At 69.7% G+C, this 21690-nt stretch carries 17 protein-coding genes; 7 read left to right on the top strand and 10 right to left on the bottom strand.

All coding sequences use genetic code 11. The annotated features are described in order from the left end of the window. Window positions 1–6 precede the first annotated feature (6 nt). The 3 genes from ABH928_RS10565 (at window position 7) to ABH928_RS10575 (ending at window position 2847) form a co-directional block, all read left to right on the top strand. Window positions 7–825 carry an ABC transporter permease gene (locus ABH928_RS10565; RefSeq protein WP_370065006.1) on the top strand — a complete coding sequence of 273 codons (819 nt, stop codon included), beginning with the start codon at window positions 7–9 and terminating at the stop codon, window positions 823–825. A gap of 109 nt (window positions 826–934) precedes the next feature. After that, window positions 935–1594: a hypothetical protein gene (locus ABH928_RS10570; protein ID WP_370064603.1), complete on the top strand. Its 660-nt coding sequence runs from the start codon at window positions 935–937 to the stop codon at window positions 1592–1594. A 53-nt stretch (window positions 1595–1647) separates the two neighbouring features. Next, window positions 1648–2847: a M14 family zinc carboxypeptidase gene (locus ABH928_RS10575; RefSeq protein ID WP_370065008.1), complete on the top strand. Its 1200-nt coding sequence runs from the start codon at window positions 1648–1650 to the stop codon at window positions 2845–2847. Between the two features lie 92 nt (window positions 2848–2939). Here ABH928_RS10575 and dnaE read toward each other — a convergent pair whose 3' ends face one another. Beyond that, window positions 2940–6497 carry a DNA polymerase III subunit alpha gene (gene dnaE / locus ABH928_RS10580; protein WP_370064605.1) on the bottom strand — a complete coding sequence of 1186 codons (3558 nt, stop codon included), beginning with the start codon at window positions 6495–6497 and terminating at the stop codon, window positions 2940–2942. 151 nt (window positions 6498–6648) lie between these two features. Between dnaE and ABH928_RS10585 the strand changes: the two genes are divergently transcribed. Continuing rightward, window positions 6649–7674 (top strand): mechanosensitive ion channel family protein, encoded by a 1026-nt coding sequence (locus ABH928_RS10585; protein WP_370064607.1) that lies wholly within the window; start codon window positions 6649–6651, stop codon window positions 7672–7674. A 324-nt stretch (window positions 7675–7998) separates the two neighbouring features. Here ABH928_RS10585 and ABH928_RS10590 read toward each other — a convergent pair whose 3' ends face one another. Continuing rightward, complete coding sequence (locus ABH928_RS10590; RefSeq protein WP_370064610.1) at window positions 7999–8961, bottom strand: DMT family transporter; 963 nt, start codon at window positions 8959–8961, stop codon at window positions 7999–8001. 149 nt (window positions 8962–9110) lie between these two features. On the opposite strand from ABH928_RS10590, the gene ABH928_RS10595 reads away from it, so the two are divergent. After that, window positions 9111–9593, top strand: a complete 483-nt coding sequence (locus tag ABH928_RS10595; protein WP_370064612.1) for an Lrp/AsnC family transcriptional regulator — start codon at window positions 9111–9113, stop codon at window positions 9591–9593. Between the two features lie 90 nt (window positions 9594–9683). Here ABH928_RS10595 and ABH928_RS10600 read toward each other — a convergent pair whose 3' ends face one another. From ABH928_RS10600 to ABH928_RS10625, 6 genes are all read right to left on the bottom strand, one after another. Further along, a complete protein-coding gene (locus ABH928_RS10600; protein ID WP_370064614.1) occupies window positions 9684–11108 on the bottom strand; it encodes an amino acid permease in 1425 nt (474 codons plus the stop codon). 161 nt (window positions 11109–11269) lie between these two features. Next, window positions 11270–12859, bottom strand: coding sequence for a Na+/H+ antiporter (locus ABH928_RS10605; protein ID WP_370064616.1), 1590 nt, complete (start codon window positions 12857–12859; stop codon window positions 11270–11272). A gap of 4 nt (window positions 12860–12863) precedes the next feature. After that, complete coding sequence (locus ABH928_RS10610; RefSeq protein WP_370065010.1) at window positions 12864–13289, bottom strand: GNAT family N-acetyltransferase; 426 nt, start codon at window positions 13287–13289, stop codon at window positions 12864–12866. 43 nt (window positions 13290–13332) lie between these two features. Then, complete coding sequence (locus ABH928_RS10615; RefSeq protein WP_370064618.1) at window positions 13333–14271, bottom strand: RluA family pseudouridine synthase; 939 nt, start codon at window positions 14269–14271, stop codon at window positions 13333–13335. A 120-nt stretch (window positions 14272–14391) separates the two neighbouring features. Then, window positions 14392–15030: a signal peptidase II gene (gene lspA, locus ABH928_RS10620; RefSeq protein WP_370065012.1), complete on the bottom strand. Its 639-nt coding sequence runs from the start codon at window positions 15028–15030 to the stop codon at window positions 14392–14394. A gap of 163 nt (window positions 15031–15193) precedes the next feature. After that, window positions 15194–15655, bottom strand: a complete 462-nt coding sequence (locus ABH928_RS10625) for a TraR/DksA family transcriptional regulator (protein ID WP_370064620.1) — start codon at window positions 15653–15655, stop codon at window positions 15194–15196. 695 nt (window positions 15656–16350) lie between these two features. On the opposite strand from ABH928_RS10625, the gene ileS reads away from it, so the two are divergent. Both ileS and ABH928_RS10635 read left to right on the top strand, forming a co-directional pair. Then, window positions 16351–19488 (top strand): isoleucine--tRNA ligase, encoded by a 3138-nt coding sequence (gene ileS / locus ABH928_RS10630; RefSeq protein WP_370064622.1) that lies wholly within the window; start codon window positions 16351–16353, stop codon window positions 19486–19488. 5 nt (window positions 19489–19493) lie between these two features. Then, window positions 19494–20027 carry a HutD family protein gene (locus ABH928_RS10635; RefSeq protein ID WP_370064624.1) on the top strand — a complete coding sequence of 178 codons (534 nt, stop codon included), beginning with the start codon at window positions 19494–19496 and terminating at the stop codon, window positions 20025–20027. 99 nt (window positions 20028–20126) lie between these two features. On the opposite strand, the gene ABH928_RS10640 is transcribed toward ABH928_RS10635, so the two are convergent. Continuing rightward, window positions 20127–21341 (bottom strand): DivIVA domain-containing protein, encoded by a 1215-nt coding sequence (locus tag ABH928_RS10640; protein ID WP_370064626.1) that lies wholly within the window; start codon window positions 21339–21341, stop codon window positions 20127–20129. A gap of 46 nt (window positions 21342–21387) precedes the next feature. Continuing rightward, on the bottom strand, window positions 21388–21672 hold the full coding sequence (locus ABH928_RS10645; protein ID WP_196196143.1) for a YggT family protein: 285 nt from the start codon (window positions 21670–21672) through the stop codon (window positions 21388–21390). Between the last annotated feature and the right edge of the window lie 18 nt (window positions 21673–21690).

Genomic DNA, 21690 nt, shown 5'->3' on the forward strand with positions numbered 1-21690 from the left:
GCCACCATCGTTCCCGAGGTCGCCGCGGCTGACACCGCCGTCGCGGGCCCCGCCGACACCGCGTTCCCGCTCGCGCCGCGCGCCTCCGCGCTGCCCGCGCTGAACGCGGTCTACCGGGCTCAGCTCTCGCGGGCCAAGGTGGCCCGGATCCCGCTGATGTTCGTGGCGACCTTCCAGTCGCTGGGCATCCTGATCATGATGCGCGGCGTCGTCGGCGCACACGACACCGAGGCCGCGCAGGACGTGGTGGCCGGGTCCGCGGTGCTCGTGGTCGCCTTCGTGGCGCTCAACCTGCTGTCGCAGTACTTCGGCAGGCTGCGCGCGACCGGCGGCCTGGACCACTACGCGACGCTCCCGGTCCCGGCCGCGTCGGTGGTGCTCGGAACGGCGGCGGCCTACGCGTCCTTCACCGTGCCCGGGACGGTGGTCACCGCAGCCGTCGGCTGCGCGATGTTCCAACTGCCCTGGGTGCACGTGTGGATCGTGCTGGCGGTGATCCCGCTGGCGGGCGCGGCGCTGGCCGGAGTCGGCGCGGCGTGCGGGCTGCTCGCCCCGAAGCAGGAGATCGCCACCCTGCTCGGCCAGCTCGGCATGTCCGCCGCGCTGCTGCTCGGCGTGCTGCCCGCGAGCCACCTGCCGGAGGCGATCCAGTGGCTGCGCGACCTGCTCCCCTCCACCTACGGCGTCGAGGCCCTCGCCCGGAGCTTCGCGGCACGTCCGGACTGGACGGCGGTCGTCGTCGACCTGGTCGTCTGCGGCCTGGTCGGGGTCCTCTCGCTGACCGTCTCCACCTGGGCCTACCGCAAGGCCGCGACCCGGGCGTGAGTCAGGGGCCCGTCCGCACGGCCCCGCCCGTCAAAGTCCTGTTCTCCGAGGGTCCGTTCTCCAAGGTCCCGTTCGCGCGACGGGCGAGCGGACGTGCGACCATGTCCCGGTGACCGCACCCAACGCCCCTGAGACGCCCCAGGGTCCCCACCCGCAGTCGGCCGGTCCGGTCGAACCGCCCACGCAGTGGACCCTGCCCGCCGAGCCGGCCAAGCCACCGCGCGAGATCAAGCGGGAGATCCTGATCGGCGTCGCCCTCGTGCTGGGCTCGGCCCTGGTCGGGCTGCTCTTCGGGCTGCTGTGGCACACCTTCGCCCCCAAGGTCCCGCTCTACTCCGACGGCAGCGCCGTCTACCTGCGCGACCCCGAGGGCGAGCAGCAGATCGCCGGGGACGGCACGTTCGCGATCATCGGGGCCTGCTTCGGCATCGCGGCCGGGGTGATCGCGTACCTGGTCACCCGGAAGCGCCACGGCGGGATCGGTGTGCCGATCGGGCTGACGCTGGGCGGGCTGGCGGCAAGTTGGATCGCCTGGCAACTGGGTATCCATCTCGACAGCAAGTCGATCATCGCTCTGGCCCAGTCCACCAAGATCGGCCAGAATTTCCCGCGCCCGCTGGCGCTGGGGGCGAAGTCCACCCTGGTGGTCTGGCCGATGGCGGCCCTGCTGACCCTGGTGGCCGCCACCTCCCTCTTCACGCCCCGTGACGGGCACCCCGAGGCGGAAGCGGCCGACAGCGCCCCCGCCCGCTCGCAGCCGGAGGAGTAACCGAAACGGACCGGTTCCCCAGCCTCGACGAGATCGGCAAGGCAGCACGCGACCTGGCGGCCCGGCATCCGGACCGCTGTCGCCTGCTCACCGTCGGACGGTCCCGCGCCGGTCAGCCGCTCGAACTCCTGACGGTCGGCGACGCGCCCCGGCGCGCTCTCGTCGTCGCCGGAGCGCATGCAAACGAATGCGTCGGCGGCGCCACCGTGCTGGAGCTGGCCCGACGCGTGCTCGCCGAACCCGCGGAGCAGGACGGGATCGGCTGGGACTTCCTGCTCTGCCTGGACCCCGACGGCGCCCGCCTGGTCGACTGCGCGGGACAGGAGCCGCAGGACCTGCTCACGCATCTCCGGGGCTTCTACCGCCCGGCGGGCGAGGAGCAGCCGGAGTGGGCACCGTCCGTCGGCGCGGCCCTGCCGGAGAGCGAGGCGCTGCTCCGCGTGATCGAGGAGCGGCACCCGTTCCTGCAGTGCTCCCTGCACGGCACGGACGTGGGCGGCACGTTCGTGCAGAGCACACGTCATCTGCCGGGCCTGGAGCGGACGCTGGCCGCGAGCGCGACGGAGTTCGGCATCCCCGTCGAGGACGGGCCGTACGACGCGTTCTACTGGCCCTCGCCCGCGCCCGGCGTCTTCGTCATGCCACCCGACAACCGGCGCACCCACACCCACGCCAGTTCCCGCGAGCTGGGCACCACGACCTGGCACGCGCCCACCCACTACGGCGGCGAGACGGTCATCGTCGAGGTCCCGCTGTGGACCAGCACGTGCCTCGCCGACACCACGCCCTGCCCTGACCCCGGCCCCGCGCTCACGGCCGCGGCCGACCGCCTGCGCGCCCGCGCGCACCTGCTCTCCGGGCTCCTGGCGCGGCTGCGGGATCGGGGCCCGCTGACGCGCGGCGCCCGCTCAGCGCTGGGCGCGTGCGCGCCGCTGGCGGACGAGTGGGATCCGCGCGTCTCCCTCCCGGGCAGCCCGGAGCTGCCGCCCGTGCTCAGCGGCGGACGCGTGGCGTCGCTCGAACTCTGGTCCCACCGCATCCCGCTGCGCGCGGCGGCGATGCTCCGCCGCTGCGCGGACGCGCCCTCGGACGCGGAGCTGCGCAACCGCCTCGACGGCCTCCTCCGCGCGTGGTGCGCGGAGTACGCGGCGCGGTTCGACCCGCGCTGGCTCCCGATCGACCGTCAGGTGGAGCACCAGCTCCGGTTGGTGCGGTCAGCAACGAGCCTGGCGGCAGCCGGACTCAGACGCTGACTTTCCGGAGCGAGGGAGATGGCACCGTCAGGGGCGAGAGGCAACTTCCCCGCCTGCTGCTCCGCCTGCTTCTCCGCCTGCCCAGGGCTCAGCTACACCGCTGCCCAGGCACCGGCCCCGAGCATGCCCTTGATGTCGCTCGCGAAGCCGTTGTCCGGGTCCACCAGGAAGCCCAGTTCGAAGAGCACGTTGCGGGTGTGACCCTCCATCATCAGGCGGACCGGGACGTCGCCGGGGTGCGCCTTCAGCGCGCGCTTCAGCTCTGCGATCAGCTGGGCGTTGATCTTCCGCTCGTGGATGCTGAGTTGGACCGGCGGCTTGCCGCCGTGCTCCGCCGAGGAGATGTCGAGCATCTGCATCTCCGAGCCGAAGATGCTCAGCGCGCCGTCCCGCTCGTTGAGCCGGCCCTTGACCGCGACGACGTTGTCCTCCACCAGCATCTCGCTGAGCAGCATGTACGTCTTCGGGAAGCACAGCACCTCGACCGAGCCGTCACGGTCGGCGAGCGTGATCAGCGCCCACGCGTTGCCCGCCTTGTTGATCCGGCGGTCCACCGACGTGATCAGGCCGGACAGCTTGACCTCGCCCTCGGTCCGGCCGGACCCCAGCAGCTCCGCGATCGACGTGTCGCGGTTGCGCGCGAGGATGTGCTCGGCGCCGTCCAGCGGGTGGCTGGAGACGTACAGGCCGAGCATCTCGCGCTCGGTCGAGAGCAGGTGCTTGCGCGGCCACTCCTTCTCGTCGAGGACGAAGTCCAGCCCGATGGTCGGGGTGTCGTTGCCGTCGTCGATCGCGCCGAAAAGGTCGTCCTGACCGATCGCCGCCTGCTTCTTGACGCCGATGACGGCGTCGATCGCGTTCTCCGCGACGGCGACCAGGCCCCGCCGGGTGTGGCTCAGCGAGTCGAAAGCACCGGCCTTGATCAGCGAGTCGACGGCGCGCTTGTTGCAGACCGGCAGTTCGACCTTGTCCAGGAAGTCCGCGAAGGTGACGTACTTGCCCTTGGTCTTCCGGGTCTCGACCAGTGAGTCGATGACGTTCTCACCGACGTTGCGGATGGCCTTGAGCCCGAAGCGGACGTCCTCGCCGACGGCGGTGAAGTCGGTGACGGACTCGTTGATGTCCGGCGAGAGCACGCGGATCCCCTGGGCGCGCGCGTCGGCCAGGTAGATCGCCATCTTGTCCTTGTCGTCGCCGACGGACGTGAGCAGCGCGGCCATGTACTCGGCCGGGTAGTTGGCCTTGAGGTATGCGGTCCAGTAGGAGACCAGCCCGTACGCGGCGGAGTGCGACTTGTTGAAGGCGTAGCCGGCGAACGGGACCAGCACGTCCCACACCGCCTGGATCGCCTCGTCCGAGTAGCCGCGCTCCTTGCAGCCCGCGTGGAAGGGGACGAACTCCTTCTCCAGGACCTCCTTCTTCTTCTTGCCCATGGCGCGGCGGAGCAGGTCGGCCTGTCCGAGGCTGTAGCCGGCCAGGGTCTGCGCGGCTCGCTGCACCTGCTCCTGATAGACGATCAGACCGTAGGTGGGGCCGAGGACGTCCTTGAGCGGCTCCTCCAACTCCGGGTGGATCGGGGTGATCTCCTGCTGGCCGTTCTTGCGCAGGGCGTAGTTGGTGTGCGAGTTCATGCCCATCGGGCCGGGCCGGTACAGCGCCGAGACGGCGGAGATGTCGGCGAACTCGGTGGGCTTCATCAGCCGCAGCAGCGCGCGCATGGGACCACCGTCGAGCTGGAACACTCCCAGGGTGTCGCCGCGCTGGAGCAGTTGGAAGGTGACCGGGTCGTCCAGCGGGATCTCGTCGCAGTCGACGTCGATGCCCCGGTTGGCCTTGACGATCTTGATGCAGTGATCAATGATGCCCAGGTTCCGCAGACCCAGGAAGTCCATCTTGATCAGGCCCATGCTTTCGCACGAGGGGTAGTCGAAGCCGGTGATGATCGTGCCGTCCTTGTCCCGCATGTGCAGCGGGATCAGGTCGAGCAGCGGGGTGGAGGAGAGGATCACGGCGCAGGCGTGCACACCGGTCGTGCGGATCAGGCCCTCGATGCCCATGCCGGTGTCGATGATCTTCTTGACGTCCGGCTCGTTGTCGTAGAGGGCGCGGATCTCGGTGCCCTCGTTGTAGCGCGAGTGCGAGGAGTCGAAGAGGTCCTTGAGCGGGATGCCCTTGCCCATCACGTCCGGCGGCATCGCCTTGGTGATCTTGTCGCCCATGGCGAAGGGGTAGCCGAGGATGCGCGAGGAGTCCTTGACGGCGGCCTTGGCCTTGATGGTGCCGAAGGTGTTGACCTGGGCGGTGTACGCGGCGCCGTACTTCTCGCTGACGTAGCGCACCATCTGGTCGCGCTGGCGGTCGTCGAAGTCGATGTCGACATCCGGCGGGTTGATGCGCTCGGGGTTGAGGAAGCGCTCGAACAGCAGATCGTGCTCGATCGGATCGAGCTGGGTGATGCCGGTGAGGTAGGCGATCATCGAGCCTGCGGCCGATCCACGACCCGGGCCGACGGGGATGCCGTTGTCGCGGGCGTGCTGGCAGATGTCCGCGACCACGAGGAAGTAGCTGGAGAAGCCCATCGGGTCGATGACGGACATCTCGAGCTCGATCCGGTCGAGCACGTCCTGGCCCGGGTTGTCGCCGAAGCGCCGCTGGAGGCCCTCACCGATCTTCTGGCGCAGGTAGCTGACCTGCGTCTCGCCCTCGGGCACGTCGAACTGCGGCATCCGGTCGACGAAGTCGAAGACCTCGTCGTACGGCTCGATCATCTCCTCGACCCGGAGAGTGTTGTCGCACGCCTCCGGCAGCTCGGCGAAGAGGGCGCGCATCTCCTCGGCAGTCTTGAGGTAGTAGCCGGAGCCGTTGAACTTGAAGCGGTTCGGGTCGTCCTTGTTCTTGCCGACGCCGATGCAGAGCAGGTTGTCGTGCGCGTCCGCCTGGTCGGCGGTGACGTAGTGCGAGTCGTTGGTGGCCAGCAGCGGGATGTCCAGCTCCTTGGCCAGACGGAGCAGGTCCAGGCGGACGTCGCGCTCGATGTCGAGCCCGTGGTCCATCAGCTCAAGGAAGTAGTTCTGCTTGCCGAAGATGTCCTGGTACGCGCCGGCGGCCTTGACGGCCTCCTCGTACTGGCCGAGCCGCAGCCGGGTCTGCACCTCGCCGGAGGGGCAGCCGGTGGTGGCGATGATGCCCTCGGCGTGCTGGGAGATCAGCTCGCGGTCCATGCGGGGCTTCATGTAGTAGCCCTCGATGGAGGCGAGGGAACTCAGCCGGAACAGGTTCCGCAGGCCGCGCACGTTCTTGGCCCACATCGTCATGTGGGTGTAGCGGCCACCGCCGGAGACGTCCTTGCCGCCCTCACCGCTGGAGTCGCCACCGGCCATCCGGCCGCCCTGCTGACCCCAGAAGGTCTGCTTCTTGTGGGTGCGACTGCCGGGCGCGACGTAGGCCTCGATGCCGATGATCGGCTTGACCGGGTGCTTCTTCGCGATCTGGAAGAACTCGTACGCACCGAACATGTTCCCGTGGTCGGACATCGCGATCGCGGGCATGCCCTGTCGCTCGACCTCGGCGAACATCCTGCCGTTCTTCGCGGCCCCGTCCAACATCGAGAACTCAGTGTGAACATGCAGATGAACGAAGCTGCCAGCCACTGTCGCAGGGCCCCCTCTGAGCGCAGTGATTACATGGGAACCATCGCAACCCTATGGACATCCAAGATCGAGTTCAAGCTGACGGAGTGTCGCCCGTCCAGCGTGTCAGACTGATCGAATTGTCCCATTTGCGACTCTGCCCCGAGGGACCATGGACCTGAAGGTGCTCAGCCAGCTGATCGCCGTGGCGCTGACCATCGGCCTCACCCTGCTCATCGGCTGGGTGGCCGACAAAGCGCTCCAGCGGATCGCCGCGCGCCACCCCGAGACGACCGTCTGGCCGATGCTGCGGCGCTGCCGCATCCCCCTGCAGTTCGTCGTCTGCCTCGGCCTGCTGCTCGCCAACGCGCCGCTCGCGCAGCTGTTCAAGACCTACGCCGCGGACGTGCGGCAAGGACTACTGCTCGCGCTGATCGCGTCGGTCGGCTGGCTGGTGAACCGCGTGCTGGCCGCCGTCCTGTCGGCGGTCTTCGCCCGATACCGCGAGGTCGCCGACGACCCCTCCCGGGTCCAGCGGGTCCGCACGCAGGTCAACCTGCTGCGCCGGGCGACCGGCGCGCTGGTGGGGCTGATCACGGTCGGCGCGATGCTGCTGACCTTCCCCGAGATGCGCGCCCTCGGCACCTCGCTGCTCGCCTCGGCGGGCGTGATCGGCATCGTCGCCGGAATCGCGGCGCAGAACACGTTGGGCAACTTCTTCTCCGGCCTGGTCATCGCCTTCGGCGACCTGGTCCGCATCGGCGACACCGTGGTGGTCGAGCAACAGCAGGGCACGGTCGAGGAGATCACCCTCGCCTACCTCGTGGTCCGCCTCTGGGACCAGCGGCGGCTGGTCGTCCCGGTCTCGTACTTCGTCAGTCGCCCGTTCGAGAACTGGACCCGCGCCGACCCGCACACCACCGGCTCGATCCTGCTCCACCTCGACCACACCACCCCGGTCCCGGAGTTGCGCGAGGAGTTCCGCAAGCTGCTGGTCGGCAGCAAGGAGTGGGACGGCCGCGACTGGGGGCTGGTCGTCTTCGACAGCACGCCGTCCACGATCGTGGTCCGCGCGACCATGACCGCGCGCAACCCCGACGACGCCTTCACCCTCAAGTGCCGCGCCCGCGAGGAACTGCTCGCCTGGCTCCGCGACAAGCACCCCGGTGCGCTCCCGCGCGTGCGCACGGGCCAGTAGCGGCGAGTGACAGCGACAACGCGCCGCGGACGGGCACACTTTCGGGTGAGACCTCCATCGACCACCTCGATCTGTCAGTGCCGGGCGTTAGGTTCCTTGCTGTACGAAGCAACGCACACGGGCCAACCGATCGGGGGGAAGGCATGGCGTTGATGACTGCCGCCTAACAACCGATTCAGGGTTTCCGCGCGGAACTGAGCGAAGGCAAGGGCACCCTGTTCACGAACCCGGAGCACGGCGACTACCAGACTGCCACCCGCGCGAGCTTCGGCAAGCCCATCGACCTGCCCGAGCCCCTCGGCTTCACGCTCGGGACGAAGCGCTTCATCTGACGGTCCGTCGGTTCGCGAGCATCACACCCGCCGCGACGAGCGCCGTGCCGACGAGGACGGGCAGGGTCAGCGGCTCGCCGAGCAGGGGGACGGCGGCTGCGGCCGTCAGGACGGGGCTGAGGCTGCCGACGGTGGTGCAGCGTTCGGGGCCGAGGCGGCGGATCGCGGTGGCGTAGAAGAGGCCGGAGCAGATGCCCGTGCCGATGCCCTGGACGAGCAGGAAGACGAGCACGTCGCGCGGGGCGGCGTGGGAGGCCTGGGTGAGCAGCGTGCTAGGCAGCACGCCGGCCAGGGCCAGCAGCGCGATGACAACGACGGTCGGGACGCAGAGCAGGCCCATCGACGCTACGGGGTCGAGCGAGATCTCCCGGAGCCCCACGGTGTAGACGGCCCAGAGCCCGCTGGCGAGCAGCAACAGGCCGACCCCGCCGAGGGTCTGGCCACCGCCGCCCACCAGGTCCGGCCCGACCAGGGCGAGTGCGCCCAGGCCGATGAGCGCAAGGCCCGCGCCCTGCAACCCGCGCGGGACTCGCCCGCTGCGGGCGGCCAGCGCGGCGACGAAGAGCGGGACCATGCCCGGCACCAGCGCGCCGACGAACGCCGCCGAGGTGAGCGCTCCACCGCAGGTCACCGCCAGATAGAACGGGACGCCGCCACCGAGGACGATCTTCGCGACGGGCGCCCAGCGCAGGCCCGCCGCCCGCGTGAACTGCGCGCGGCGACGCCACAACGCCGGCGCGAACACCAGCGCCGGGAGTCCGAAGCGGATCAGCGCCGCGTCCGCCGGTCGCAGCGTGGACGAGGCCAACGCCCGGTCGCTGAGCGCGAACGCGCTCCAGAGGCAGACCGTCGCCACCAACGCGGTGACGCCGAGCGGATCGGCCACCCGCCGCCCGGCGGGGCGCGGGGCCGAGGCATCGACAGTGGGGACGGCCGGGGTGGTGGTGAGAGACAAAACGGCACGACTCCACTGGATGCCGAAGCTATGGGAACATCGGCAATGCTATGGCGACAAGCGGGGCATGCGATTGCTAAAAATGTCTCCAGAGACCTGCCAAGAGGCAGAATCTGCTACAGGACCTGCCCCGAGGAGGCACGAACCCCATGGACACCGTCGACCGGGCGATCATCCGCGAGCTGCAACAGGACGGCCGCCTGACCAACCAGGAGCTCGCCGACCGCGTCCGGCTCTCCCCCTCCCCCTGCCTGCGCCGCGTGCGCCGGCTCGAGGAGTCGGGGGTGATCGAGGGCTACACGGCCCTGGTCGACCAGTCCGTCTTCGGCCTGCCGGTCACCGCCTTCGTCCGGATCCGGCTGGAACGCCACACCGCGGCGAGCGTCGAGGCCTTCGAGGAGCACGTCCAGCTGATCGACCACATCCAGGACTGCTACCTGATGGCGGGCAGCACCGACTACCTCCTCCGCATCGTCGTCGAGGACCTCCAGGCGTACGAACGCCTGGTCCGCACCCGCCTGCACGCGATCCCGGGCATCGCCTCCATCGAGTCCGAGTTCGCCTTCGGCAGCGTCAAGCACACCCGCGTCTTCCCGCAGCCGGTCCCCTCCCGCCCGGCGACGGCGGATTGAACCCGGAGGCCCTCCAACGCCGAAGCCCCGCCCCGGCCCTGGGCGAACCAGAGCGGACGGGACGGGGCTTCAGCAGGCGTTGACGGTGCGTCAGGCGCGGCGCCTGATCGCGTACCAGCCGATGGTGAGGGCCGCCGCGACCGGGATGATGAGGAGGACGGTCCAGCGGCCGACGCTGCCGCCCTGGGCGCCCATCTCGACGACCACGAAGACCAGGAAGGCGATCGTGACGATCTCGACCCAGGGCGAGCCGCCGAGGCGGTAGGACGGGCGTTGGGCGTGGCCCGCCTTGGCGCGGCGGACGAAGAGGGCGTGGCAGATCATGATCATGACCCAGGTGGAGATCACGCCCAGCGAGGCGATGTTGACCACGATGTCGAAGGCCTCGCCCGGCAGCCAGGCGTTGAGAACGACGCCGATCAGGGCGAAGCCCGCCGTGAAGAGAATGCCGCCGTAGGGGACCGCCCGAGCGCTCATCGTGCCGGTGAACTTGGGCGCGGAACCGGCAGCGGAGAGCGAGCGCAGGATGCGACCGGTGGAGTACAGACCGGAGTTGAGGCTGGACATCGCCGCCGTCAGCACGACCGCGTTCATGATGCCGCCGATGGCCGGGACGCCCATCTTGGAGAAGACCGTGACGAACGGGCTCTCGCCCGCGTGGTAGGCCGACCACGGCAGCAGCATCACCAGGAGCACCACCGAGCCCACATAGAAGAGCGCGATACGCCAGGTGATCGAGTTGATCGCCTTCGGCACCACCTTCGCCGGTTCGGCCGTCTCGCCGGCCGTGATGCCGACCATCTCGATGGCCGCGTAGGCGAAGACCACGCCCTGGAGCACGATGATCATCTGCGCCACACCGTGCGGAAACCAGCCGCCGTTGTCGCTGATCATGTGGAGACCGGGCGTCTGCCCGCCGATCTTGTGCTGCGTGGCCAACAGCACGATGCCCACGATCAGGAAGAGCACGATCGCCGCGACCTTGATGATCGCGAACCAGAACTCCATCTCGCCGAAGAGCCGCACCGAGATCAGATTGATCGAGACGACGACGGCCAACGCGATCAGGGCGAGCAGCCACTGGGGCACGGAGCTGAACGCGCCCCAGTAGTGCACGTAGAGCGCGACGGCGGTGATATCCGCCATACCGGTCGTCGCCCAGTTGAGCACGTACATCCAGCCGGCGACGTAGGCGCCCTTCTCGCCGAGGAACTCCCGCGCGTAGCTGACGAACGAGCCGGACGAGGGCCGGTACAGCACCAGCTCCCCCAGGGCGCGCACGACCAGGAAGGCGAAGACGCCCGCGATCGCGTAGGAGATCGCCAGGGACGGCCCGGCGATGGCCAGCCTGCCGCCCGCACCGAGGAAGAGGCCGGTGCCGATCGCGCCGCCGATGGCGATCATGCTGATATGACGCGGCGCCAGCGTCTTCGCATAACCGGTGTCGCCGGAGTCGTCCAGATCGATCGTGCCGTTCAGTTGCTGGACCGCCGGGGTGGTGGCTTCGTTGGTCACTTCGGTGCGGCCTTTCAAGGTGAGTTGCGGTTGTCCCGTCGCGGGCAGGCTGACGGGACTCAGGTGGTGCCAGGGGCAGGGTGGGTCAGTTCGGCTCCGGCGGGCTCAGCGGGACAGGCGGGACAGGCGGGTCGGGAAGGTCAAGTGGCTCTCGGGTGGGGTCAACGCTCGCTGCGCAGGTCGAGTTGGCGGATGACGCGGTCGACCAGCTCCGGGTCCGCGCCCGGTTCCATCCGGGCGACCTGCATCTCCTCGCGGGAGGCGGCGAGCATCTCGCCCTCGGCATGGCGGAGCGCCTTGACGACGCGGACCCGGCGCTTCCACCCCTCGCGCTGCTGGTCGTCGTAGATGTCGGGACGACTGCGTGCCAGGCGGTCGATCTGACGCTGCTTCAGCCGGTCGACCAGCTCCTCGGGCAGGTCCTCGGCCTGGGAGAGCTCCTTGAGCCGCATCAGTCCGGCGCGGCTGGCCCGGTACCAGAGGCGGCGCTCCTCGTGGTCCTCGGCGTCCTGGTCACGGCCCAGGCCGAGCCAACGGACCACCAGCGGCAGCGTCATGCCCTGGAAGAGCAGGGTGAAGATGACCACCGAGAAGGCGATGAAGACGATCTCGTTGCGCAGCGGGAACTCCTTCCCGCCGTGCACGGTGAACGGGACGGCCAGCGCCAGCGCGACCGAGGCCACCCCGCGCATGCCCGACCACCACAGCACCACCGACTCGCGCCAGCCGAGCGGAGCGGCGTCCTCGCGGCGGCCCATCCGTCGGTCCAGCCAGGCCGTGAACCAGGCCCCCGGCAGCAGCCAGATCAGCCGGACTCCGACCACGACCACGATGACCAGCGCCGCGTCGCCCAGCATCGAGGGCCAGCCGCTGCCGACCTCCTTCAGCACGCTGGACCACTCCAGCCCGATCAGCCCGAAGGCGATGCCGGAGATCAGCAGCTCGACCACGTCCCAGAAGGCCGAGCCGACAAGCCGGAAGCTGACGTCGTCCGCGCCGACCGCATGGTCGTTGATCCAGAGCGAGCAGACCAGCACCGCCAGCACGCCGGAGCCGTGCAGGCGGTCGGCCAACACGTAGGCCGCGAACGGCACCAGCATGCTGAGCGCCACCTGCAGCGTGGCGTCGCTGAGGAGCCCCATCGCCTTGCCGCTCAGCCAGCCGATGCCGATGCCGAAGACGACGGCGAGCACCGCCGAGAGCAGCAGCCGCCACACCGCCTCCGGCGTGGAGAACTCCCCGGAGACCACGGCCTCGATGGCCAGACCGTAGACGACCAGTGCGGTGACGTCGTTGAAGAGGCCCTCGGTCTCCAGAATGCCCATCAGCCGGCGCGGCAGTCCGACGCTCTGGGCGACCGCCCCGGCCGCGATCGGGTCAGGCGGGGAGATCAGCGCGCCGAGCGCGACCGCCGCGGCGACCGGCATCACCGGGGTGATGAAGTGCATGGCTGCCGCGACCGCCACTGTGGTGACCACCACAAGCGCGACCGCGAGCAGCAGGATGACCCGGTAGTTCTGCCGGAAGTAGCGCGTGGTGGAGCGCTGCGCCGCCGCATAGATGAGCGGTGGCAGCACCAACGGCAGGATCAGGTCGGGCTCCAGACTGACGTTCGGGACGAACGGCAGCACGGCCAGCACGAAGCCGATGATGGTCATCAGTACGGGCTGCGGGACCCGGATCCGCTCGGCGAGCGGGGTGGTGATGATGGCGCAGAGGAAGACCGTGAAGAGAAGGATCAGTTGCGCCACACGGCTATCTTGCCAGACGTTTCGTCATACTCCGGTGCGGAATGCCAGCATCCGGATACACGTCGCCAAAAGCGACATACCCGAGCTTCTCATAGAACCCGAGGGCAGCGACCTGTGCGTGCAACTCCAGCTCCACGCCCCCTCGCTCACGGCCCGCGTCCTCGATCGCGCGAACCAGCGCGGCACCCAGGCCGGTGCCGCGGACGCGCTTGCTGACCGCGAGCCGGCCCAACAGGACAACGCCGTCGCGGCCGGTCTCGGCCAGGGCCTCCGCGCCGTGGATCAGCCGTCCGGTGCCGACCGGTGTGCCGTCGGCGGTGCGCGCCAGCAGGTGGACGGAGGTGGCGTCGAGCTCGTCGTACTCCAGCTCGACGGGGACGTTCTGCTCCTCGACGAAGACCTCGAGGCGGACCGCGCGGACGTCGGCCATGTCGGCCTCGGTTGCTACGGTGATCACCACGTCCTCGTGTGTCTCAGCTCTCCGCACTGATGATCTCCAGGGCGTGGGCGAGGTCCGCCGGGTAGTCGCTGGTGAACTCGACCCACTCGCCGGTCCCCGGGTGCTCGAACCCGAGCGAGACCGCGTGCAGCCACTGGCGGGACAGGCCGAGGCGCTTGGCCAGGGTCGGGTCGGCGCCGTAGGTGATGTCGCCGACGCAGGGGTGCCGCAGCGCGGACATGTGCACCCGGATCTGGTGGGTGCGTCCGGTCTCCAGCTTGATGTCGAGCAGCGACGCGGCGCGGTAGGCCTCGATCAGGTCGTAGTGGGTGACCGAGGGCTTGCCGTCCGCGACCACGGCCCACTTCCAGTCGTGGCTGGGGTGGCGGTCGATCGGCGCGTCGATGGTGCCGGACATGGGGTCCGGGTGGCCCTGGACCAGGGCGTTGTAGCGCTTCTCCGGGACCCGGTCGCGGAACTGCTGCTTGAGCGAGGTGTAGGCGTGCTCGGACTTGGCGACGACCATCAGTCCGGAGGTGCCGACGTCGAGGCGGTGGACCACGCCCTGGCGCTCGGCCGCGCCGGAGGTGGAGATCCGGTAGCCGGCTCCGGCCAGACCGCCGATCACGGTGGGCCCGGTCCAGCCCGGGCTCGGGTGCGCGGCGACGCCGACGGGCTTGTCGACCAGGACGAAGTGCTCGTCGTCGTAGACGATCTTCATGTCGTCGATCTTCTCGGCCACGATCTGCACCGGCGCGGGCGGAGCGGGGATCTCGACCTCGAGCCAGGATCCTGCGGTCACGCGGTCGGACTTGCCGACGACCGCGCCGTCCATGGTGACCTTGCCCTCGGCGGCCAGCTCGGCAGCCTTGGTGCGGGAGAAGCCGAGCATCCGGGCGATGGCGGCGTCGACGCGCTCTCCTTCCAGGCCGTCGGGCACGGGCAGGGCGCGGATCTGGGGAACGGTGCTCACCGTAATGAGTATGCCGGACCGCGGACCGTGCCCCCGCCCGGCCGTGGACAGCGGCAGGGCGCTTCGTCGTTCCGGCTGCTTCGTTCCCGCTTCGTTCGGTCTCCATGTCGCTACATGGCGCTACTTGTCGCGCTGGACGCTGCCGTCCGGGTTGGTGCCCAGGAAGGAGAGCAGCACGACCAGGATTCCGCCGCAGACGATGGCCGAGTCGGCCAGGTTGAAGACGGCGAAGTGCTTGACCGAGATGAAGTCGACGACCTCGCCCCGGAAGAGACCCGGCGAGCGGAAGATCCGGTCGGTCAGGTTGCCGAAGGCCCCGCCCAGCAGGAGGCCGAGCGCGACGGCCCACGGCAGGCTGTAGAGCTTGCGGGCCAGACGGATGATCACCACGATGACGGTGGCCGCGATCAGGGTGAAGACGATGGTCATCGCCTGTCCCATGCCGAAGGCGGCACCGGCGTTCCGGATCACGTCGAGCTGCACCCAGTCGCCGATCAGCTGGATGGCGTTCTGGTGCTCCAGCTTGGCCACGACCAGCAGCTTGCTACCCAGGTCGAGCAGGTAGGCCAGCAGGGCGACCGCGAGCAGGATGCCGATCCGGCGCTTCCTGGGCTTCGCCGCCGCAACCGATTCGGCCGACTCGGCCGAATCGGTGGCCTCCGTGCTTTCGGACCCCGCAGCCTCGGACGCTGCAGCCTCGGACTCGACGGCTGCGGGAACGTCGGCCTCGGTGTTCTGGTGACCGTGGGTACTGATGATGCGCTCCGCGTGACCGTGATCCAGTGAGGCTTTCGCCGTCGAGGGTACGGCACTGAGCCGTCCAGACGTGGCACGGGCCGCGCCGGTTTTGCGCTGTCGGAGGCTGCCGGAAACCGTCGGAAGCCGTCCGAAACCGGCTCAGTACTCGGTACCGGCGTCGTGCTCAGTACCGGCGTTCCTGCTTCTGCTTGCACTCCACACAGAGCGTGGCGCGCGGGAAGGCCTGCACCCGGGCCTTGCCGATCGCCTTGCCGCAGGACTCGCAGAGCCCGAACGAGGCGCTGGCGATGCGCAGCAGCGCCCGCTCGGTCTGCGCCAGCATGTCCCGGGCGTTGGCGGCCAGGGACAGTTCGTGCTCGCGCGAGATGTTCTTGGTGCCCGCGTCCACCTGGTCGTCGCCCGCGCCGTCGCCGGAGTCGCGCATCAGGCCGCTGACAGCCTCCTCCGAGGTGGTGATCTCGGCGCGCAGCTCGGCCGCCTCGGCGTCGAGCTCCTTCTGCAGCTCGAGGACCTCCTCGGCGGTCCACGGGTCCTCTCCCGGGCGGACCGGGAGGGAGGCCGGGTCCAGACGAGCGCCTGTGGCCTGGTGGGTCCGGGCAGCAGCCGTGGTCTTGTTGCGCGTCACGATGCTCTCCCCCGGGTCGCCCACGGACACTCCGGCGCGGCGACGCGCGCCTGCTCCGCTCCTTGCCTTGTCCGCCATTCCCTCGACCCCTTCGTGCATGACTGGCCGGCTGTCTTGGTGCCGGAACGATAATGCGTGGCGAATGCCATCACAACGGGACATACCGGAGTTTGCCCCACCACTCGTCCGGCTGCACCAGCGGAACTCCGTCGTGCATCCCTGCTGCGCATCCCGCTGTGCAACTACTGAGACGAGTGGACGAAGGAAGTTGTGCCCAGAACGTGACCCGCTAATCGCCATGCGTGTTCGTTACCGGCGCGTCACTCTGTCGGGGGCGCACGCCCCGCCGCGCGGAATACGCGCGAAATCCCGGCTCCGATCCCTATAGACTGGGCTGCAGCAAGGCGTGGATGGGGACGAGTACCGCCGCACGCAGCCACGAGAGACCCGGGGACGGTGGAAGCCCGGGGGTGTGCGCAGCGGGAAGATCACCCCAGAGCCGCCGGAGGAAAGGCAGCACGTCATTCCGGGTGATGCCCGGGTGGTGACGCTCGCCGAGTAAAGCCGGCCGCTGACCCCAATGAGGGGGCCGCACGACGTCGGACGGCGTCCGGCGCGGCCAAGGAGGGTGGTACCGCGGGGCGCGCAGGCGTCTCGTCCCTCCGTCGGAGATCGACCGTTCCGCCGGAGGAAGCATGACCGCGCATTACCGCGCCGTACCCGCCCAAGTCGACCTGCCCGCGCTCGAGCACCAGATCCTCTCCTTCTGGCAGGACCACAAGATCTTCCAGCGGAGCCTGGAACAGTCCGAGGGCCGCCCGGAGTGGGTCTTCTACGAGGGCCCGCCGACCGCCAACGGCATGCCCGGCGCGCACCACATCGAGGCCCGCGTCTTCAAGGACGTCTTCCCGCGCTTCCGGACCATGAAGGGCTACCACGTCGCCCGCAAGGCCGGCTGGGACTGCCACGGCCTGCCCGTCGAGCTGGCCGTCGAGAAGGAGCTCGGCTTCTCCGGCAAGCAGGACATCGAGGCCTACGGCATCGCCGAGTTCAACGCCAAGTGCCGCGAGTCGGTGACCCGGCACACCGACGCCTTCACCCGACTGACCCAGCGCATGGGCTACTGGGTCGACCTGGACGACGCGTACCGCACCATGGACCCGGACTACATCCAGTCCGTGTGGTGGTCGCTGAAGCAGATCTTCGACAAGGGCCTGCTGGTGCAGGACTTCCGCGTCGCGCCGTGGTGCCCGCGCTGCGGCACCGGCCTCTCCGACCACGAGCTGGCCCAGGGCTACGAGACGGTCGTCGACCCCTCCGTCTACGTCCGCTTCCCGCTGACCGGCGGCCCGTTGGCAGGCAAGGCCTCGCTGCTGGTCTGGACGACGACGCCGTGGACGCTGGTCTCAAACGTCGCCGTCGCCGCCCACCCCGAGGTGACCTACGTCGTCGCCACCGACGGCAACGAGCGTGTCGTCGTCGCCGAGCCGCTGGTCGAGAAGTCGCTGGGCGAAGGCTGGACCACCACGGGCGAGCGCTTCACCGGCAAGGAGATGGAGCGCTGGACCTACCAGCGGCCGTTCTCCCTCGTGGACGTCGACGGTGAGGCGCACTTCGTCGTCAACGCCGAGTACGTCACCACCGAGGACGGCACGGGTCTGGTCCACCAGGCCCCGGCGTTCGGCGCCGACGACCTCGCGACCTGCCGCAACTACGGTCTGCCGATGGTCAATCCGGTCCGCGCCGACGGCACCTTCGAGGAGAGCGTGCCGCTGGTCGGCGGCGTCTTCTTCAAGAAGGCCGACGAGGCGCTGACCAAGGACCTCCAGGACCGCGGCCTGCTCTTCCGCCACGTCCCGTACGAGCACAGCTACCCGCACTGCTGGCGCTGCCACACCGCGCTGCTCTACTACGCGCAGCCGTCCTGGTACGTGCGCACCACCGCCGTCAAGGACGCCATGCTGCGCGAGAACGAGCGCACCAACTGGCACCCGGAGACGGTGAAGTACGGCCGCTTCGGCGACTGGCTCAACAACAACATCGACTGGGCGCTGAGCCGCAACCGCTACTGGGGCACCCCGCTGCCGATCTGGCGTTGCGTGGACGACCACCTCACCTGCGTCGGCTCGCTGGCCGAGCTCTCCGAGCTGACCGGCAGCGACCAGAGCGACCTCGACCCGCACCGTCCGTTCATCGACGACGTCACCTTCGCCTGCCCGACCTGCGCGAAGCAGGCCGTGCGCGTGCCCGAGGTCATCGACGCCTGGTACGACTCGGGCTCCATGCCGTTCGCGCAGTACGGCTACCCGCTGCAGAACAAGGAGTTGTTCGAGCAGCGCTACCCGGCACAGTTCATCTCCGAGGCCATCGACCAGACGCGCGGCTGGTTCTACACGCTGATGGCCGTCGGCACGCTGGTCTTCGACCGCTCCGCGTACGAGAACGTCGTCTGCCTGGGGCACATCCTGGCCGAGGACGGCCGCAAGATGTCCAAGCACCTGGGCAACATCCTGGAGCCCATCGAGCTGATGGACACCAACGGCGCGGACGCGGTGCGCTGGTTCATGGCCGCTGGTGGTTCCCCCTGGTCCGCGCGGCGCGTCGGGCACGGCACCATCCAGGAGGTCGTGCGCAAGACGCTGCTGACCTTCTGGAACACCGTCGCGTTCCAGGCCCTCTACGCCCGGACCGCCGGTTGGGCGCCTTCGGCCAACGACCCAGCTCCGGCCGACCGTCCGATGCTGGACCAGTGGGTGCTGAGCGAGCTCAACGCCCTGGTCCGCGATGTGGATGCGGCGCTGGAGGCCTACGACACCCAGCGGGCGGGCAAGTTGCTCTCCGCGTTCGTCGACGACCTCAGCAACTGGTACGTCCGCCGCGGCCGTCGCCGCTTCTGGCAGGGCGAGCCCGCCGCACTTGCCACGCTGCACGAGGCGCTGACGACGGTCACCCGGCTGATGGCCCCGCTGACCCCGTTCATCACCGAGCGGGTCTGGCAGGACCTGGTCGTCCCGGTCGTCCCCGACGCCCCGGAGTCCGTGCACCTGTCGACCTGGCCGGTCGCGGACGAGTCGTTGATCGACCCGGCGCTGTCGCGGCAGATGACGCTGGTCCGCCGCCTGGTCGAGCTCGGCCGCGCGACGCGCGCCGACTCCGGCGTCAAGACCCGCCAGCCGCTGTCGCGCGCGCTGGTCTCCGCGCAGGGTTACGAGGAACTGCCGGAGGAACTGCTCGCGCAGATCGCCGAAGAGCTCAACGTCACCACCCTGGAGTCGCTGGCCGAGGTCGGCGGTTCGCTGGTCGACACCACGGCGAAGGCCAACTTCCGTGCGCTGGGCAAGCGTTTCGGCAAGGGCGTCCAGGACGTCGCGAAGGCGGTGGCCGCGGCGGAGGCCGCCGCGCTCTCCACCGCGCTGCGCTCCACCGGCACCGCCTCGGTGGTCGTCGGCGAGGAGACCATCGAGCTCACGCCGGACGAGGTGATCATCACCGAGACCCCGCGCGAGGGCTGGGCCGTCGCCAACGAGTCCGGCGCGACCGTCGCGCTCGACCTGCACATCACCCCGGAGCTGCGGCTGGCAGGCGTCGCCCGCGACGCCATCCGCCAGGTCCAGGAGGCCCGCAAGAACAGCGGCCTGGAGGTCTCGGACCGGATCGTGCTCCGCTACCTCGCCTCGACGGACGAGTCGGCGGAGGCGCTGACCGCGCACGGCGCGCTGCTGGCGGACGAGGTCCTCGCCACCGACTTCGCCGCGGGCGAGCCGGACTGGGCGGACGCCTCGCCCTTCACCGACGAGGCGCTCGGCCTCACGTTCTGGCTGCGGAAGGCCTGACGGCCATGGCGGACATTCAGGTTCTGCGCGCGGCCGACCGCGTGGCCAGTCCCTGGAAGAACGGCGGCGGCGTGACCCGCGAGGTCGCGTCGTCGCCGTCGGGGACGGGCGGGTTCGACTGGCGCGTCAGCCTGGCCGACGTCGCGGACGGCGGCCCGTTCTCCACCTTCGAGGGCATCGACCGTGTCATCACGATCGTCCAGGGCGAGGGCATGGCCCTCACCGTCGACGGGGTCGAGACGATCGTCTCGGAGCGGTTCCAGCCGTTCCACTTCAGCGGCGACGCGAAGACCGACTGCCGTCTGCTGGGCGGCCCGCTCGTCGACTTCAACGTCATGACCCGCCGCGGCGCGGTCTCGGCGACCGTCACCTTCGTGACGGAGGAGACCGCACTGTCGGGAACGGTCCTCGTGGTTGCCTTCGATGGCAGTGCGACCTTCGGCGACATCCAACTCGGCCCTCTGGACGCGGCGTTGGTCACCAACAGCGCCACCGTCCTTGAAGTCGACGGTACGGCGGCCGTAGTCACCATTGCCTGAGGGGCGCGGGGAACCGCGCGGGGAACCGCGCGAGAAACCAAAGCAAAGGCCCCCGCACCGGTTTCCCGGTGCGGGGGCCTTGCGCTTGGCGGCGAGACTCTAGTTCTCGTCGTCCTGGTCGATCAGGAACCCGCGCATCGGCTGGGGAGCCTGCTGCAGCGGGGGCTGCGGGCGGACCGCGGCCATCGGCTGCGTCATCGCCGCCGGGGGCGTCGGCTGCGAAGCAGACGCACCGGCCGGCTGGAACGCGTTGCCGCCGAAGGACGGGCCCTGGTTCTGGCCGCCACCGAACGACTGGTTGCCGCCGAAGGTCTGGTTGCCGCCGAACGACGGGCCACCGGCGCTCATCGGCGAGGCGCCGACCGGGCTCATCGCGGGCTGGGACAGGGGAGCAGCCGGCGGGAGCGAGGCCGTGGCCGGAGTGCGCGGCGGCGCCAGGCTGTCGTCCGCCTGGGACTCCAGCTGACGGAGCTGCGTCTCCAGGTAGGACTTCAGGCGGGTGCGGTACTCACGCTCGAACGCACGCAGGTCCTCGACCTTGCGCTCCAGCGTGGCGCGCGCGGACTCCAGGGAGCCCATGGCGACGCGGTGCTTCTCCTGCGCGTCCCGCTCCAGGGCGTCGGCCTTGGCACGGGCGTCGCGCTCCAGACCCTCGGCGCGGCTGCGGGCCTCGCCGACGAGCTTGTTGGCCTCGGAACGGGCCTCGGCGATCGCCTGGTCGGCGGTCTGCTGGGCCAGGGCGAGGACGCGCGCAGCGGAGTCGTTGTTCTGCTGCTGCGGCATCATCTGCTGCATCTGCTGCGGCTGCTGCATCTGCTGCATCGGGGACAGACCGCCACCGATGGTGTGGCCGCCCATGGGGCCGCCCATCTGCGGGGCGGGCTGCAGCTGCGGGCCACCAGGGAGCTGCGGGGCACCCTGAAGCTGGGGCGCGCCGGGGAGCGCGGGCTGACCGCCCGGGAGCTGCGGCTGGCCGGGGTGGCCCATCCCCTGCTGCTGCATGTGCTGCGGCATGCCCTGGCCGGGGACCGGCGGGCCGGATATGGCGGCGGGAACGGGCGGGCCCGGGCGCTGCTGCTGCTGAGGATGCGGCGCATCCTGCTGCGGCAGCTCCTTGCGCTGGTTCTGGGCCTGCGCGGCAGCGCGGGTCGCGGCGGCCAACTTGGCGCGCAGGTCCTCGTTCTCGCGAAGGAGACGCGTCAGTTCGCCCTCGACCTCGTCGAGGAAGGCGTCGACCTCGTCCTCGTCATAGCCTTCGCGGAGGCGGACGGTCGTGAACTGCTTGTTCCGAACGTCCTCGGGGGTCAATGCCATTTCTTCACCTCAACGTGATCGTCGGACAGCCGGGCACCTGCGTAGGTCACAGCGCCCCCACGACCTGGATCAAAATCAACACAATGATGACCAGCAGCATGAAGGCAAGATCCAGGGCCATGCCCCCGATCCGTACCGGATGGATCCAGCGCCGCAGTAGTTTCAGCGGCGGGTCCGTGACGGTGTAGATGCTTTCGAGCAGGACGACCATGGCCCGTCCCGGCCGCCAGTCGCGAGCGAAGAACTGGACCCAGTCCATCACCATCCGCGCCAGGAGCAGGACGAAGAAACACATCAAAACGATGTACAGCACCTGCCATACAACGCTCACCGTGTCTCCCCTCGCCCG

This window comes from Streptacidiphilus sp. MAP5-3, assembly GCF_041262505.1.
In the GTDB taxonomy this organism is placed as follows: domain Bacteria; phylum Actinomycetota; class Actinomycetes; order Streptomycetales; family Streptomycetaceae; genus Streptacidiphilus.

Excerpts from the sequence above, each read along its gene's own strand:
- ABH928_RS10610 (WP_370065010.1), bottom strand. The coding sequence starts at position 13,289 with ATGGCCGACGTCCGCGCGGTCCGCCTCGAGGTCTTCGTCGAGGAGCAG.
- ABH928_RS10585 (WP_370064607.1), top strand. The coding sequence starts at position 6,649 with ATGGACCTGAAGGTGCTCAGCCAGCTGATCGCCGTGGCGCTGACCATC.
- ABH928_RS10640 (WP_370064626.1), bottom strand. The coding sequence starts at position 21,341 with ATGGCATTGACCCCCGAGGACGTTCGGAACAAGCAGTTCACGACCGTC.
- ABH928_RS10595 (WP_370064612.1), top strand. The coding sequence starts at position 9,111 with ATGGACACCGTCGACCGGGCGATCATCCGCGAGCTGCAACAGGACGGC.
- ileS (WP_370064622.1), top strand. The coding sequence starts at position 16,351 with ATGACCGCGCATTACCGCGCCGTACCCGCCCAAGTCGACCTGCCCGCG.
- ABH928_RS10635 (WP_370064624.1), top strand. The coding sequence starts at position 19,494 with ATGGCGGACATTCAGGTTCTGCGCGCGGCCGACCGCGTGGCCAGTCCC.